A 16,182-nucleotide genomic window follows, 5' to 3' on the forward strand; every position below is an offset into this window, starting at 1 on the left:
GGAATGGAAACAGCGCGGCGGTAATCCAGGCCGATCTGCGGTAAACTATCGGTCATCTTGTCTCAATCCCGGAATCACCATATCCATGCTCAGTTATCGTCATAGCTTTCACGCAGGCAACCACGCCGACGTTCTTAAACACACCGTTCAGAGCCTGATCATTGAATCGCTCAAAGAGAAAGAAAAACCGTTTCTCTATCTGGACACCCACGCCGGCGCAGGCCGCTATCAGCTGAGCAGCGAACACGCCGAGCGTACCGGTGAATATCTCGAAGGCATCGCCCGCATCTGGCAGCAGGATGACCTGCCCGCCGAGCTGGAGCCGTATATCTCCGTCGTTCAGCACTTCAACCGTAGCGGCCAGCTGCGCTACTACCCCGGCTCGCCGTTGATTGCCCGCCAGCTGCTGCGCGAGCAGGACAGCCTGCAGATGACCGAACTGCATCCCAGCGATTTTCCGCTGCTGCGCGCCGAGTTTCAGAAAGACGACCGCGCCCGGGTTGAAAAAACCGATGGCTATCAGCAGCTGAAGTCGAAGCTGCCGCCGGTTTCTCGTCGTGGACTGGTGCTGATCGACCCGCCTTACGAAATCAAAAGCGACTACCAGGCGGTCGTGACCGGTATTCATGAAGGCTACAAACGCTTTGCTACCGGCACCTACGCGCTGTGGTATCCGGTGGTGTTACGGGCGCAGATTAAGCGCATGATCAAAGAGTTAGAGGCCACCGGCATTCGCAAAATTCTGCAAATCGAGCTGGCGGTGCGTCCGGACAGCGACCAGCGCGGGATGACCGCCTCCGGGATGATCGTCATCAACCCGCCGTGGAAGCTGGAGCAGCAGATGAACAACGTTCTGCCGTGGCTGCATAAAAAGCTGGTGCCGATCGGCATCGGCCATACCACCGTCAGCTGGATCGTGCCTGAGTAATCGCAGTCATCGGTGGAAACTATTGATTTCAGGTATACAATCGCGCCAATCAGACATTAAGGATAAGACTCATGAGCAAGCATTATGACTATATCGCCATTGGCGGCGGCAGCGGCGGTATCGCCTCCATTAACCGTGCCGCTATGTACGGCCAGAAGTGCGCGCTGATTGAAGCCAAAGACCTGGGCGGTACCTGCGTGAACGTCGGCTGCGTGCCGAAAAAAGTCATGTGGCATGCGGCGCAGATCCGTGAAGCCATCCATCTGTATGGTCCGGATTACGGTTTTGATACCACTATCAATCGCTTCGACTGGGACAAACTGGTCGCCAGCCGTAGCGCCTATATCGATCGTATCCACACCTCCTACGATAACGTGCTGGGCAAAAATAAGGTCGATGTGATTAAAGGCTTCGCCCGTTTTGTCGATGCGAAAACCATCGAAGTTAACGGCGAGACGATAACCGCCGATCATATTCTGATCGCCACCGGCGGCCGCCCGAGCCATCCGAATATCCCCGGCGTCGAATACGGCATTGATTCCGATGGTTTCTTCGAACTGCCGGCGCTGCCGAAACGCGTTGCGGTTGTCGGCGCGGGCTATATCGCCGTTGAGCTGGCGGGCGTAATTAACGGCCTGGGCGCGGAGACGCACCTGTTCGTGCGTAAACACGCGCCGCTGCGTAGCTTCGATCCGCTGATCGTGGAAACGCTGGTTGAGGTGATGAACGCCGAAGGCCCGCAGCTGCATACCCATGCCATTCCGAAAGCGGTAGTGAAGAACGCCGACGGCAGCCTGACCCTGGAACTAGAAGATGGCCGCAGCCAGACCGTGGACTGCCTGATTTGGGCGATCGGTCGCGAACCGGCAACCGATAACTTCAACCTCGCCGCGACCGGAGTGGAAACCAACGATAAAGGCTATATCGTCGTCGATAAATTCCAGAACACCAACGTTCCGGGTATTTACGCCGTCGGCGATAATACCGGCGCCGTCGAGCTGACCCCGGTCGCCGTTGCCGCAGGCCGTCGTCTCTCCGAGCGCCTGTTTAACAACAAGCCGGACGAACATCTGGACTACAGCAATATCCCGACCGTGGTGTTCAGCCATCCGCCTATCGGCACCGTCGGCTTAACCGAGCCGCAGGCGCGCGAGCAGTACGGCAATGAAGCGGTGAAAGTGTATAAATCCTCTTTCACCGCCATGTATACCGCCGTGACCTCACACCGCCAGCCGTGCCGCATGAAGCTGGTCTGCGTCGGCCCGGAAGAGAAGATTGTCGGTATTCACGGTATCGGCTTCGGGATGGACGAGATGCTGCAGGGCTTCGCGGTGGCGCTGAAGATGGGCGCAACCAAGAAAGACTTCGACAATACCGTGGCGATCCACCCAACCGCCGCGGAAGAGTTTGTGACGATGCGGTAAGACGCGCACCATGCCTGAAAAAGAAGCTCTCCGGAGCTTCTTTTTTTTCCTCTACGCCACGCCGTTATTCCCGTGACGTTTAAACGCCGGCCGCTGATTCAGCGCCATATACCAGCGCTCCACTTCCGCCATTTCAGGATGGGCGAACGGCGTCATTTTCCAGCGATGCACCGACAGGCCAAGGACAATATCCGCCAGCGTAAACTCTCTACCGGCGACCCATGCCCCGGTTTGCTGCAGCTGCGTATTGACGATCTGCACGCAGCGGGTCCAGGCGGCAATGCTCTCTTTGATAGCCGTCGGATCCTGAAAACGCGGGTCCTTGCGTACCAGTCCCATAAAGGCATAGCGCCAGGCAGTATTAAATTCCGTCGCCTGCCAGTCCATCCAGTGCTCAACCTCGGCGGCAGCCCGCGGCGCCGTAGGGAGCAGGTCTTCCCGCCCGGCTTTGCGCGCCAGATAGCGGCAGATGCTGTTCGACTCCCATAACACAAAGTCGTCATCCCGCAGCACGGGCACCAGGCTGTTCGGATTAAGGGCGCGAAACTCCGGGGTCTCAATCGACTGAAACCCGCTACCGTAATCCTCCTGCTGATATTCAAGCCCCGCCTCTTCGCAGGTCCACAGCACTTTGCGCACGTTAATTGATGAGCGTTTGCCCAGTATTTTTAGCATTGTCAGCAATTCCTCAATCAAAAGAGATGGTTGTTTCACAATACTGCATCGGCGGCGCATGTACAGCCGGATAATGTGTATAGTGGATTGCACGATTTTTCTCCAGGACAGGTTACCCGACATGTTGACCTCTTTTAACGTTTTAACACCGGGCAATATCCGCTTTGGACGCGGCCTTGCTCGCAGCGCCGCCCCCTGGCTCGCCGCCCGCTCCGCACAGATACTGCTGATTCACGGCGCCAGCCTGCAGCGCGCGGCGTTCTTATTAAGCGAACTCCACGCTCACCAGCTGAACGTCACCACGCTGTCTATCGCCCATGAACCCGACCTGCAGGATATTGAACGGGGCGTTCGTCTGGCGCGGGAAAAAGGCGTCGGCGCGGTGGTCAGCCTCGGCGGCGGCGCGGTGATAGATGCCGGCAAAGCGATTGCGGCGCTGGTTCCCGCGCAGGGACCCGCGATCGAGTATCTGGAAGTGGTGGGTACCGGGCGCCTGTTAGAAGCCAATCCGCTGCCGTTCGTCGCCATCCCCACCACGGCCGGTACCGGGGCGGAAGTCACAAAGAACGCGGTGATCAACGTCCCCGAGCAGCAGCGCAAGGTCAGCCTGCGCGACGACCGCATGCTGCCGGGCCTGGCGATTGTCGACCCGTCGCTCACCGACAACACCCCGCGCGCGGTGACCCTCGCTTCCGGCCTGGATGCCCTCACCCAGGTGATTGAGCCCTGGCTGTGCGCCCGGGCGAATCCTTTTACCGACGCTCTCTGCCGGGAGGCGATCCCGCGCGGCATCAAAGCGCTCAGAACGCTGATGGCCAAAGAGTGTCCGGATAGCCGCGATGAGATGGCATGGGTCAGCCTGTGCGGAGGGCTGGCGTTAGCCAACGCCGGTCTCGGCGTCATTCACGGTCTTGCGGGCCCATTAGGCGGTCTGAGCAACGCCCCCCACGGTGCGCTTTGCGGCAGCCTGCTTCCCTTCGGCCTGGCGCTCAATGAAACGCAAATTAGCGACGAACGCCTCCGCCAGCGTTTTGCCGACGTACGCCAGTGGCTGGCCGCCGGACTGGACGCCGATCCAAACAGCGCCTGGGAGAGCCTGCGCGAGTGGAGCCAGCGATCCGGTCTGGGCAATCTGCGCGAGCTCGGCGTCCCCCGCGAAGCGCTGGAACCCGCGGCCCTCGCCGCCAGCAGCTCATCCTCCATGAAGGCTAACCGGTTATGCTGACCAGCGAGCAGCTGCTGGAAATGCTGGAGGCCGCGTGGGAGTAATGGCTTAATCGCTAAAGCGCCTGGAAATTTAGATTTTGTTGCAAAACGAAATCTCCGAATTTTTCGACGCAATACGAAGCGGTTAAAACGGTTTTAATGCGCCAGGTCAACGAGTTGAAGCAGAAACCCCGGGCAGACGGTTTAGAACAAAGCGTGATCTACCGCACACTTCTCTTTTCGTTTCCCGCTGCGAATGTCTAAGCTTAATAGACAGGTCGGGCGCGCCCGGCATCCTCTACTGACGCAATCCGGAGGTCCGTACCACTATGTTCAGCCAGAAATTACGCAACGTTGATGACGATGAGCTCAGGATCGAAATCGATCCGTGCTACGAAGCCGATCCGTATGAGTTAAAGCTGGATGAAATGTTCGACGCCGAACCCGAACCGGAGATCATCGAAGGGCTGCCCGCCTCGGATGCCCTGACCCCTGCCGATCGCTATCTGGAACTGTTCGCTCACGTCCAGAAGTCGCGAATTTTCGCCGATAGCAAAACCTTCCCCGACTGCGCGCCGAAGCAGGACCCGCTGGATATTTTGATTCACTACCGTCGCGTCCGGCGCACCCCCGGATTCGATCTCCGCCAGTTTGTTGAAGACCACTTCTGGCTGCCGGAAAACCGCGCCGAGGATTACGTCTCCGATCCCACGCGATCGTTAAAGGAGCATATTGATAATCTGTGGCCCGTCCTGACCCGCGAGCCGCAGGATCATATTCCCTGGTCGTCGCTGCTGGCGCTGCCGCAGTCTTATATTGTCCCTGGCGGGCGGTTTAGCGAAACCTACTACTGGGATTCCTACTTCACCATGCTGGGGCTGGCGGAAAGCGGCCGCGAAGACCTGCTGAAATGCATGGCCGACAACTTCGCGTGGATGATTGAAATCTACGGCCATATTCCTAACGGCAACCGCACCTACTATCTCAGCCGCTCGCAGCCGCCAGTGTTTGCCCTGATGGTCGAACTGTTTGAAGAGGATGGGGTTCGCGGCGCCAAACGATACCTTGACCATCTGCGGATGGAGTACAGCTTCTGGATGGACGGCGCGGAATCGCTGATCCCCAATCAGGCCTACCGTCACGTGGTGCGGATGCCGGACGGCTCGCTGCTGAACCGCTACTGGGACGATCGCGATACGCCGCGCGATGAGTCATGGCGGGAAGATGTCGAAACGGCGAAGCACTCCGGGCGCCCGCCGAACGAGGTCTATCGCGACCTGCGCGCCGGGGCGGAGTCCGGCTGGGATTACTCCAGCCGCTGGCTGCGGGATATCACCCGGCTGGCGAGCATCCGTACCACCCAGTTTATCCCCATTGATTTGAACGCCTTCCTGTTCAAGCTGGAGAACACCATCGCCAATCTCTCCGGCCTGAAGGGCGACCGGGAAACAGAGGCCGCTTTTCGCCAGAAGGCCAGCGAGCGCAGGGCGGCGGTAACCCGCTATCTGTGGGATGACGAAAGCGGCTGTTTCCGCGATTACGACTGGCGCCGCGAGCAGCTGGCGCTGTTTTCCGCCGCCAGCCTCGTCGCGCTGTACGTCGGCATGGCGACCCATGAACAGGCCGACAGGCTCGCCGACGCGGTACGCGCCCGCCTGCTCACCCCCGGCGGTATTATGGCGACGGAATATCAAAGCGGTGAGCAGTGGGATAAGCCCAACGGCTGGGCGCCGCTGCAGTGGATGGCGGTACAGGGTTTTAAAATGTACGGCCAGGATCCGCTGGGCGATGAGATAGCCCAAAGCTGGCTGCAAACGGTGAATCATTTCTATAAACGGCACTATAAGCTGATTGAAAAGTACCATATCGCCAGCGCCACGCCCCATGAAGGCGGAGGCGGTGAATATCCGCTCCAGGATGGCTTTGGCTGGACGAATGGCGTGGTGCGCCGGCTTATCGGCCTGTACGGCGAACCGTTGTAAAAGCGGACTATTCCCGCGGTCGATGTCCTGCTATGTTCATGACATCGACTTTCGCCGGAAGCCCAGCTATGCCTGAACTGGTTACCCCACGTCTGCGCTGCTCGCCGCTGCAGCTTGACGACTGGCCCTTTTTTCTCAGCTTACAGCAAGACCCCCAGGTGATGCTTTACGTCGCGGATCCCCGCCCAGTAGCGGACATTCGCGACGCTTTTTATGCCCGGCTTCCCGCGTGGTCGCCGGGCGCGGCCCACTGGCTGTGCCTGGTAGTGCGCGACCGCTACACCCACGCTCCCCTGGGCCTCACCGGCTATCAGCATCACGCTCCCGATAGCGCTGAAGCGGGTTTTCTGTTTGCTCCCCGGGCGCAGGGCAAAGGTTACGGCTATGAGTCTCTGCGCGCACTGTGCGATTACGCTTTCTCCGCCGGCGGCATCCGGCGGCTGACGGCAACCGTCACCGCGGGCAATCTGGCGTCAAAAAATCTGCTGCAAAAGGTCGGTTTTCACCAGGAGGGCGAGCTGCGCGACTGCTACTGGCTCAACGGTCGCTGGCACAACGATTGGCTGTTTGGCCTGCTGCGCCGCGATTACCACCAGCCTGGGCCATCTGGCGAATAGGGCGCGACGCGCTTTTCCTCTACACTGCAGGCCGACAACAGAGGAAGCGATAAATGTCCCCAACCATACCGCCGCTAAGCCTGCACGGGCTGGAGTTTATTAAGCGAATGCAGGGGTTAGCGCTCGCCCCCTATCGGGACGAAAGCGGCCTGCGCGTGATTGGCTACGGCCACGTTCTCAATGATTACGAATCGTTCCCTCACTTCACGCGCGAGATCGCGGAGACTCTGCTTATTGTCGATCTTCTGCAGTGCCAGCGCGAACTTAAGCGCAGGCTCCGGGTCACGCTTAATCAAGCGCAATATGATGCGCTGGTCTCTTTAGCCTTTAGCTGCGGGGCGGCGTCTCCGGCGCTTGATACCGTCCTGACCCATCTTAACCATCAGCGGTTCGCTGACGCGCTGAGCGCATGGGAAAATATTTGCAGCGGCCGCGAACAGCGGCGCGAAGAGTGCGCAAGATTCAAAACCAGAGCCGATTAAGTTTCGCTGACGCGATGAAAGACCATCGCCGCCTGGGTACGATTCTTCACGTCCAGCCGACGGTACAGCGACTCAAGATGGGCCTTTACCGTGCCGGTGCTGATATTTAACGTCCGGCTAATCTGTTTATTAGAGTCACCGGCGGCCAGCAGCTGCAAAATCTCCCGCTGGCGCTGGCTCAAATGAACTCGTTTATTATCGCTCACCTCCGCCATTATTAATCCATTGTCCGGCAAGCAGGGCAGCCCCCGCCGGAGACGGTTGATGGTCTGAGCGAAAGTGGGCAAACTTTCCTCGCGCTGCACGATGGCCCGCACATTATAAGACAGCGCGCGCTGTAGCCAGCCCTTATTATCGTCAGAAACAATCAGCAGGACCTGAGCGTGCGGAAAGCGACGCTGTTTTTCCTCCAGCAGCCAACAGCAAAACTCACCGTGCATATCCCCGTCCAGCATGAGCAGCGCGTCAGGATGCGCCGTCAGCTTCTGCCAGAGCTGTTCAGCCTGACAGGTGCCAAAAATATCAATCTCTGGAATGTATTGCTGGAGGCCAATTTTCATTCCATGAATAAATATCGACTGCCTGTCAAACATGAGTATCTGCATGGGTTTCGCTCCAATAAATAAATGCCCGATGAAAAGGCAAACATCAGCCAAAATAAATAACAACTTGCCGTTTGGCCTGGGGCATTTTACCGATAGGGATGCGAAACTAAATATCATAACAATGAATAGTTACAGGGCTTATTGGCCCCATTACTTATCCACAATATTTATTACATTTGAATTAAGGAAATCCTTAATGAAACTGGCAAGAAAAAATAAAAATAATACTAATTTTCTAGTTTAAACGAAGCCGGAAACGCAGGCGATGGCGAAATGAGAAAAGTCTGTTACGAAATAAGAAGCGCATGAAATACGTTAGCCCCTCCATACTCTATGGAGGGGCGCGGGATTACAAGAACATCCCACCGGAGACTTCTACGCGCTGGGCGTTCATCCAGCGCAGGTCATCGCTAAGCAGCGCGGCGATGGCATCGCCAATATCATCCGGCAGCCCCACTCTTCCGAGCGCCGTTTGCGCGGCAATATGCTGATTCACCTGCGCGTTATCCCTGACCACACCGCCGCCAAAATCGGTTTCAATCGCGCCGGGCGCAATAATATTGACCGAAATTCCGCGTTCTCCCAGCTCCTTCGCCTGATAGCGCGTCAGCACCTCCATCGCGCCTTTCATTGAGGCGTAGGCCGCATAGCCCGGCAGCGCGAAACGCGCCAGTCCGCTGGAAACGTTGAGGATCCGCCCCCCGTCCTGCAATAACGGCAGCAGGCGTTGGGTAAGGAAAAACGGCCCCTTAAACTGGATGTTCATTAATTCATCAAACTGCGCCTCGCTGGTTTCAGCAAAGGGGATATTCAGGCCAATTCCGGCGTTGTTCAATAAATAATCGAAGGTCTCCCGCTGCCAGCGCTGCTGAAGCACTTCTCTTACCTTCTGAGCAAAACTGTCGAAACTGCCAACATCACCGACGTTTAGCGGTAATGCCGCGGCTTTCACGCCTTTTTGCTCAATTTCAGCCACCACGTCCAGCGCCGCCTGCGGGTTACTGTGCCAGGTCAGAATAATATCGGTTCCCTTTGCCGCCAGCTTTAATGCGGCGTTTTTTCCCAGTCCACGGCTACCGCCGGTGACTAAAGCGATACGTTGCGTCATCAGAAAACCCCTTCTTGGTTGCGTTTGCATCGTTGAAGAGCTTATTAGCTGCTATAAAAACAATAAATATGGCAAATTACGTTTTACTGTTTCATTAAAAACAACAATAGGCCGCCGGCATGGATAAAATTCACGCAATGCAGCTGTTCATCAGAGTCGCGGAGCTGGAAAGTTTTTCCCGCGCTGCGGATACGCTTGGCCTGCCGAAAGGAAGCGTCTCGCGCCAGATTCAGGCGCTGGAGAGCCACCTTGGGGTTCGTCTGCTGCATCGCACAACCCGCCGGGTACAGCTGACGCAGGATGGTATGGTTTATTACGAACGCGCCAGAGATCTGCTCAGCAATCTTGAAGAGCTGGACGGCATGTTTCAGCTCGACCCCTCCAGCATTAGCGGGCGTCTGCGGGTTGATATGCCCGTCGCCGTAGCGAAAAAGCTGGTCATTCCACAGCTGCCGGCATTTCTGCAGCAGTATCCCGGCATCGAACTGGAGCTCAGCAGCAGCGATCGGTTAGTCGACGTGGTTCGCGAGGGCTTTGACTGCGTGGTGCGCGTCGGTACGCTGAAAGATTCCGGGCTCATCGCGCGGCCGCTGGGCAAGCTAACGCAGATCAACTGCGCCAGCCCGCAGTACCTGACGCGCTTCGGCTATCCGCAATCGCTGGACGATCTCGCCGATCATGCGCTGATCCACTACGCAAGCAGCCTCGGGGTGCGCCCGCTGGGCTTCGAAGTGGTCAGCGAGGGCACCGTCCGCTGGATCAAAACCGGCGGCGTCTTGACGGTGAACAGCACCGAGACCTATCAGGCGTCGTGCCTGGCGGGGCTGGGCATTATTCAGGTGCCGCGGGTGGGGGTTCGGGAATGGCTGCGCACCGGCGAGCTGATAGAAATTCTGCCCCACTACCGCGCCGAGCCGCTGCCGGTGTCGCTCATTTATCCGCACCGGCGTAATCTCTCGCGCCGGGTACATCTGTTTATGGAGTGGCTGGGCGGCTTGATGAAAAACTACGTTGATTAGGCCGAATGATGAAAAATCTGTATTTGAGAACGTGCCGATATTCCCTGCCGGGTGCTGGCTGACGCTTTACATGACGTAAAAACCAACAATATCATGCTATTATCAAATTCTCCCAGGCCGATACAAACGCAGCGCAGCCGGGGAATAACACAAGAACGCGCTTCAGTGATTCGCAGATTCCGACGCCCGCTCCCCCCGATACGCCCCATCCGTGATTTTACGTATATAATTTTTGAAGAATATCGCTGTAAAAAAGGAAGAAATAATTTATGACGCCGGAAAACGACGCTCAACGCCCAACCGAGGATCCGGGCCAGCAGCCGGATAAAAACAAAAGCGCGATGGCTGCGATAAACGACTCTACCGTGGCGAAAAAAGCCAACCAGGCGCTGAAAAGCGTCACCGGAACGGCGGAAAAAGTGCAGCGTAACCATATGGTCGCCCATATCATCCGCGCCGCGGAGCGCTTCAACGACAGGCTGGGTAATCAGTTTGGCGCGGCAATCACCTACTTCTCGTTTTTATCGATGATCCCAATCCTGATGGTCTCTTTTGCGGCCGCCGGTTTTGTTCTCGCCTCGCATCCCACGCTGCTACAGGACATCTTCGATAAAATCCTGCTTAACGTGAGCGACCCGACGCTGGCGGCAACGCTGAAAAATACCATCAATACCGCCGTACAGCAGCGTACCGCCGTCGGTATCGTGGGTCTGCTGGTGGCGCTCTACTCCGGCATTAACTGGATGGGCAACCTGCGTGAGGCCATCCGTGCCCAGTCGCGCGACGTCTGGGAACGCACGCCGCAGGATCAGGAGAAAATTTGGGTTAAGTATTTCCGCGACTTTATCTCGCTGATCGGCCTGCTGGTTGCGCTGGTCATTACCTTATCGATCACCTCTATCGCCGGCTCGGCCCAGCAGATGATTATCTCGGCGCTTTATCTTGATTATATCGAGTGGCTGAAACCGGCGTGGCGGCTGATTGGCCTCGCGATTTCCATCTTCGCCAACTATCTGCTGTTTTTCTGGATTTTCTGGCGACTCCCGCGCCACCGCCCTCGCCGTAAGGCGCTGATTCGCGGCACCCTGATTGCGGCCGTCGGCTTTGAGATAATCAAAATCATCATGACCTGGACGCTACCGGCGCTGGTGAAATCCCCATCCGGGGCGGCATTCGGTTCGGTGTTGGGGATAATGGCCTTCTTCTATTTTTTCGCCCGCCTGACGCTGTTCTGCGCCGCATGGATTGCCACCGCCGAATATAAAGACGACCGCCGGATGCCGGGCAAAGCCCACGACTAAACCATCACTGGGCTGAATAAAAGACGCAAAATTCAGCCCAACCTGGCATTTCAGCATATAAATCCAACATGTAACTTTTATTTAACCTAAACCTGGTTTTATCGACCATTATTTTAATTTTGTGAAGCATTTCATAGAAGTTATTTTTCTGGCACAGAAATTATTCACTTTTTGCTTCTTTTTTCGCCTCTCCCGCCCCTTGTTACAGATTGAAATGTCCCCAAGGCTGTGGCTATATGGCCTTTCGTTCGCAAAAAATAAGAAAGATCTATGCAAGCCACAGCCACAACACTCGACAACGCGCAGGACACCGTTCCGGTTAACTCACGCAATACAGTCGTCGTCGCCTCACTCATTGGTACCGCCATCGAGTTCTTCGACTTCTACATCTATGCCACCGCGGCGGTTATCGTATTCCCGCACATTTTCTTCCCGCAGGGCGATCCCGCCGCCGCGACGCTACAATCGCTGGCGACCTTCGCTATCGCCTTTATTGCGCGCCCTATCGGTTCAGCGGTCTTTGGCCACTTCGGCGACCGCGTAGGCCGTAAAGCGACCCTCGTCGCCTCGCTGCTGACGATGGGGATCTCCACCGTGGTTATCGGCCTGCTGCCCGGCTATGAAACCATTGGCATTATGGCACCGGTGCTGCTGGCGCTGGCGCGCTTTGGTCAGGGGCTCGGCCTTGGCGGCGAATGGGGCGGCGCGGCGCTGCTGGCGACGGAAAACGCCCCGCCGCGCAAGCGCGCGCTGTATGGCTCATTCCCGCAGCTGGGCGCGCCTATCGGCTTCTTCTTCGCGAACGGCACCTTCCTGCTGCTCTCCTGGCTGCTGACCGACCAGCAGTTTATGGAATGGGGCTGGCGTATGCCGTTTATCTTCTCCGCCGTGCTGGTCATTATCGGCCTGTACGTCCGCGTTTCGCTGCACGAGTCGCCGGTGTTCGCTAAGGTAGCCGCCGCGAAAAAACAGGTCAAAATCCCGCTGGGCACGCTGCTGACCAAACACGTGCGCGTCACCGTTCTCGGCACCTTTATCATGCTGGCGACCTATACGCTGTTTTACATCATGACCGTCTACTCCATGACCTTCAGCACCGCCGCCGCGCCGATTGGCCTCGGCTTGCCGCGTAACGAAGTGCTGTGGATGCTGATGATGGCGGTTATCGGTTTTGGCGTGATGGTACCGGTGGCGGGCCTGCTGGCGGATGCATTCGGCCGTCGTAAGAGCATGGTCGTGATTACGACCCTGATCATCCTCTTCGCGCTGTTTGCCTTTAAACCGCTGCTCGGCTCCGGCAACCCGCTGCTGGTCTTTGCCTTCCTGCTGATTGGCCTGAGCCTGATGGGGCTGACCTTTGGCCCCATGGGCGCGCTGCTGCCGGAGCTGTTCCCGACGGAAGTTCGCTATACCGGCGCATCGTTCTCCTATAACGTCTCGTCGATCCTCGGGGCATCCGTGGCGCCGTACATCGCCGCCTGGCTGCAGGGCAACTACGGTCTGCCTGCGGTAGGGCTCTATCTGGCCGCCATGGCGGCGCTGACGATGATCGCGCTGCTGCTGACTCACGAAACGCGTCATCAATCGCTGTAACTCTCCCTCCACGCCCCTGGCCATCCGGCGAGGGGCGTCTCCTTGCCGACTATTTTTTCATCTGCGACAGGATTGCCCGACACTGGTTCGCCTCGCCTTCGGCGGGTGAGATCAGCGCCAGCAGCGCGGCGGCCGGCGTCACCAGGGTCGCCAGCGCTGCCGCTACCGCGCCGCGGGCAATCAGCGGCCCCGCCTTCACGCCCGCATTCGGCGACTTAAAGGTGCCGCGCACGTAGAGCGGTGAACGCAGGGTGATAATGCGAAAGCCTTTGCTTTCCGGATCGATAGTGAGGTCCAGCTGCTCTGAGGCAAAGCTGGCGGTACCGGTGACGTTGATCAACGCGTTTTCCGTATCAAAGGCAAACACCTGCGGCCGGGCGACGCCGTTGACCACGTCGATATTGGCCGCCGCGCAGTTCACCCGCACCTCATCATCGCCAAAGATCTGCCCGATGATAAAGTTACCGACGTTCAGACCGAGGATCTCCATCAGGTTGCGGCTAATTAAACCGTCGTTCATCAGCAGCTTCAGGTTACCGTTACTGTTGCCCAGCAGCGCGGCGACGGAGTTGCCGGTACCGCGAAGCTGTACATCGCCGTTCATTTCGCCGAGGGTTTTCTGCATCATCTCCACGTTTGGCATCAGCGCTTTCAGCTTCAGGCGGCGCGCCTGCAGGTTCGCCGTCCCCTGCAGCGGTTTTTTATCCCCTTCAAGATGAATGCTGCCGGCAATCGTGCCGTTGGCCAGCCCCAGACGCAGCGGCTGCAGGCGCAGGTCGCCCCGTTCGAGGATCACGTGGGTGGAGAGGTCGCTGATGGGGAGCGTGCCGCCGTGCTCAATACGGCGTCCTTTAAAGCGCACATCGGCATCCATCACCTGCCACTTATCGGTTTCAAAGCGGTCATACGGCAACACTTTTCCGGCCGGCTGCGGGGAGGCTTCGCCTTTGCGCCGTTCGGTCTGGCTGCCTTTACCGCCGGAGTCGACGCCAATCAGCGGCCCCAGATCCGCCAGCCTTAGCTGTCTGGACTCAAGGTCGCCCTCCAGCTTAGGCCGGGGTTTACCTGTGCTGTAGGTCAGCGATCCGTGGATATCGCTCTCGCCGATGCGGCCATTAAAATCCTGATAGGCGAAGCGTGAACCGTTTTTCTCCTTGAAGGTGGCCCGCAGATGCCCGTCGGTCGAAAAGGCCGGCGTATCCGGCAGCAGCACGCCGGTCAGGTCATAGAGATCGCCCAGCGAGTCCCCGGAAAACTTCAGCCGCAGATCGACGCCGCCGAGGTTAAGCGGATCGCTGACCGTGCCGGTAAACGCGACCCGGGTATTGCCGGAACGAAAATCCCCCTGCAGGGGGAACGGCGTCCCTTCGCTGCGCAGCGCCAGCATGCCGCCGATTTTGCCGCTACCGGAGAGCGGCTGTCCGTTGTAGCTCCCTTTCGCCTGCAGGCCGAAGACGTAATCGCCTACTTTCTGCGGCTGCCCTTTCCCCTTCTCGCCGGTCACTTCACTGAACGCCAGCGGCTTACCGAGCGGATCAACCACGATCGTCACGTCAGCGCGCGACACTTTGTCATCAACGGCAATCTTGCCGCGATCGAAAAGAATATTGTCGAGGCGGAAAGACCAGCTGGAAGGCGCCGCATCTTTCTCCGACGACCCCGCCGAAGCCAGGTCGAAAGTCCAGTTGTTGGTCTTCTCCGACAGTCGGATCAGCCGCGCGTCGGGCTGTTCAAGCTTAATCCACGGCAGATAGACCGTTTTGCTGAGCAGCGCCAGCGGGGCGAGAGTCGCCTCAACGCGCGGCAGGTGGACCATTGTGACCTGCGGGATATCAGGGGGGTTGCCAAGGACGATATCTTCGGCATGAACGTGCGGCCAGGGGATCCAGCTTCGCCAGCCGCTCTCGCCGGGCTGGCGTTCCCAGACGACGCCCAGATCGCCGCGAATCGCGAACGGGCGGTTCAGCTCGGCAGAGACTTTCTGGTTGATCGTCGGCTTCAGGCGGTTCCAGTCAAAGGTCGCCAGCACGATAAAAAACAGAACGATCAGTACGACAATCGTTCCCAGGATAATAGCCACGGTTTTTCGGGTTCTGCTCATCCCTTCTGCACTCCTTTTGCGTCTCGTCACTCCTGAATATAGTTGAGAAACGCCATTTGCTCCGCCGAATGAGGTTTTCGTCACATAATCCGCGTCAGGTCAAAAAAATAATGGAACGTTGTTTTAATATCATTGACCATCAAAGCGCCCCAGCGCACACTAGGGTTAATATTGATTTAATTTCAGGTCATCACTATGTCGAAGAAAATTGCCGTCATTGGCGAATGCATGATTGAGCTGTCAGAGAAAGGCGCAGCGGTTAATCGCGGCTTTGGCGGCGACACCTTAAACACTTCCGTCTACATCGCTCGCCAGACCGACACCAGCGCGCTGGGCGTGCACTACGTTACCGCCCTGGGCACGGACACCTTCAGCCAGCAGATGCTCGAATCCTGGCAGCGCGAGAACGTTCAGACTGACCTGATTCAGCGCATGGCCGACCGTTTACCGGGCCTCTACTACATCGAAACCGACGAGAGCGGCGAGCGCACCTTTTACTACTGGCGCAACGAAGCCGCGGCGAAGTTCTGGCTGGAGAGCGAGCAGTCTGCGACCATCTGCGAAGAGCTGGCGACCTTTGATTATCTGTATCTTAGCGGGATCAGCCTGGCGATCCTCAGCCCGACCAGCCGCGAGAAGCTGCTGACCCTGCTGCGGGAATGCCGGGCGAACGGCGGCAAGGTTATCTTTGATAATAACTATCGTCCGCGCCTGTGGAGCAGCAAAGAGGAGACGCAGCGGGTTTATCAGCAGATGCTGGCCTGCACCGACATCGCGTTCCTGACCCTCGATGACGAAGACGCGCTGTGGGGCGAGAAGCCGGTTGCGGAAGTGATTGCCCGCACCCACGCCGCCGGCGTTGAAGAAGTGGTGGTTAAGCGCGGCGCAGACTCCTGCCTGGTGGCGATTGCCGGCCAGCCGCTGCGGGAAGTCCCGGCCGTTAAGCTGCCGAAAGAGAAAGTGGTTGATACCACGGCGGCGGGCGATTCGTTCAGCGCCGGCTACCTGGCCGTACGCCTGACCGGCGGCGACGCCGAATCTGCGGCAAAACGCGGACACCTGACCGCCAGCACGGTGATCCAGTATCGCGGCGCGATTATCCCGCGCGAGGCGATGCCGCAGTAATTTTCGATTGCGTTAC

At 58.0% G+C, this 16,182-nt stretch carries 13 protein-coding genes and 1 pseudogene; 10 read left to right on the forward strand and 4 right to left on the reverse strand.

Translation table 11 applies throughout. The annotated features are described in order from the left end of the window. Positions 1 to 85 precede the first annotated feature (85 nt). Together MKleb_RS26200 and gorA are read left to right on the forward strand one after the other, a co-directional pair. Positions 86 to 928 carry a 23S rRNA (adenine(2030)-N(6))-methyltransferase RlmJ gene (locus MKleb_RS26200; protein ID WP_109241404.1) on the forward strand — a complete coding sequence of 281 codons (843 nt, stop codon included), beginning with the start codon at positions 86 to 88 and terminating at the stop codon, positions 926 to 928. Between the two features lie 71 nt (positions 929 to 999). Further along, entirely contained in the window at positions 1,000 to 2,352 is a 1,353-nt protein-coding gene (gorA, locus tag MKleb_RS26205) for a glutathione-disulfide reductase (protein WP_109241403.1), read from the forward strand. A 51-nt stretch (positions 2,353 to 2,403) separates the two neighbouring features. On the opposite strand, the gene MKleb_RS26210 is transcribed toward gorA, so the two are convergent. Continuing rightward, a complete protein-coding gene (locus MKleb_RS26210) occupies positions 2,404 to 3,027 on the reverse strand; it encodes a glutathione S-transferase family protein (RefSeq protein ID WP_025106820.1) in 624 nt (207 codons plus the stop codon). Between the two features lie 121 nt (positions 3,028 to 3,148). Here MKleb_RS26210 and MKleb_RS26215 point away from each other — a divergent pair. The 4 genes and pseudogenes from MKleb_RS26215 (at position 3,149) to MKleb_RS26230 (ending at position 7,314) form a co-directional block, all read left to right on the forward strand. Further along, positions 3,149 to 4,296: pseudogene (locus MKleb_RS26215) on the forward strand (iron-containing alcohol dehydrogenase). Positions 4,297 to 4,562: 266 nt separating this feature from the next. Beyond that, positions 4,563 to 6,215, forward strand: a complete 1,653-nt coding sequence (locus MKleb_RS26220) for an alpha,alpha-trehalase (RefSeq protein WP_163586422.1) — start codon at positions 4,563 to 4,565, stop codon at positions 6,213 to 6,215. A 68-nt stretch (positions 6,216 to 6,283) separates the two neighbouring features. After that, positions 6,284 to 6,832 (forward strand): GNAT family N-acetyltransferase, encoded by a 549-nt coding sequence (locus MKleb_RS26225; protein WP_048263479.1) that lies wholly within the window; start codon positions 6,284 to 6,286, stop codon positions 6,830 to 6,832. Positions 6,833 to 6,885: 53 nt separating this feature from the next. Beyond that, complete coding sequence (locus tag MKleb_RS26230; protein WP_048263478.1) at positions 6,886 to 7,314, forward strand: lysozyme; 429 nt, start codon at positions 6,886 to 6,888, stop codon at positions 7,312 to 7,314. On the opposite strand, the gene MKleb_RS26235 is transcribed toward MKleb_RS26230, so the two are convergent. Next, positions 7,311 to 7,919 carry a response regulator transcription factor gene (locus MKleb_RS26235; protein ID WP_033836812.1) on the reverse strand — a complete coding sequence of 203 codons (609 nt, stop codon included), beginning with the start codon at positions 7,917 to 7,919 and terminating at the stop codon, positions 7,311 to 7,313. The two genes, MKleb_RS26230 and MKleb_RS26235, sit on opposite strands and share 4 nt — an antisense overlap. Before the next feature lie 349 nt (positions 7,920 to 8,268). Further along, complete coding sequence (locus tag MKleb_RS26240; protein WP_032719951.1) at positions 8,269 to 9,027, reverse strand: SDR family NAD(P)-dependent oxidoreductase; 759 nt, start codon at positions 9,025 to 9,027, stop codon at positions 8,269 to 8,271. Between the two features lie 119 nt (positions 9,028 to 9,146). On the opposite strand from MKleb_RS26240, the gene MKleb_RS26245 reads away from it, so the two are divergent. From MKleb_RS26245 to MKleb_RS26255, 3 genes are all read left to right on the forward strand, one after another. After that, on the forward strand, positions 9,147 to 10,046 hold the full coding sequence (locus MKleb_RS26245; protein ID WP_048263473.1) for a LysR family transcriptional regulator: 900 nt from the start codon (positions 9,147 to 9,149) through the stop codon (positions 10,044 to 10,046). A 269-nt stretch (positions 10,047 to 10,315) separates the two neighbouring features. After that, complete coding sequence (gene yhjD / locus MKleb_RS26250; RefSeq protein ID WP_004134249.1) at positions 10,316 to 11,347, forward strand: inner membrane protein YhjD; 1,032 nt, start codon at positions 10,316 to 10,318, stop codon at positions 11,345 to 11,347. A gap of 270 nt (positions 11,348 to 11,617) precedes the next feature. Beyond that, positions 11,618 to 12,940, forward strand: coding sequence for an MFS transporter (locus tag MKleb_RS26255; RefSeq protein WP_217076363.1), 1,323 nt, complete (start codon positions 11,618 to 11,620; stop codon positions 12,938 to 12,940). Between the two features lie 49 nt (positions 12,941 to 12,989). On the opposite strand, the gene MKleb_RS26260 is transcribed toward MKleb_RS26255, so the two are convergent. Further along, positions 12,990 to 15,041: an AsmA family protein gene (locus MKleb_RS26260; RefSeq protein WP_025106813.1), complete on the reverse strand. Its 2,052-nt coding sequence runs from the start codon at positions 15,039 to 15,041 to the stop codon at positions 12,990 to 12,992. Positions 15,042 to 15,236: 195 nt separating this feature from the next. Here MKleb_RS26260 and MKleb_RS26265 point away from each other — a divergent pair, with 195 nt between their 5' ends. Then, positions 15,237 to 16,166: a 2-dehydro-3-deoxygluconokinase gene (locus MKleb_RS26265; RefSeq protein WP_025106812.1), complete on the forward strand. Its 930-nt coding sequence runs from the start codon at positions 15,237 to 15,239 to the stop codon at positions 16,164 to 16,166. The last annotated feature ends 16 nt before the right edge of the window (positions 16,167 to 16,182 follow it).

Source organism: Klebsiella sp. PL-2018 (assembly GCF_019048985.1).
Lineage (GTDB): Bacteria > Pseudomonadota > Gammaproteobacteria > Enterobacterales > Enterobacteriaceae > Klebsiella > Klebsiella michiganensis.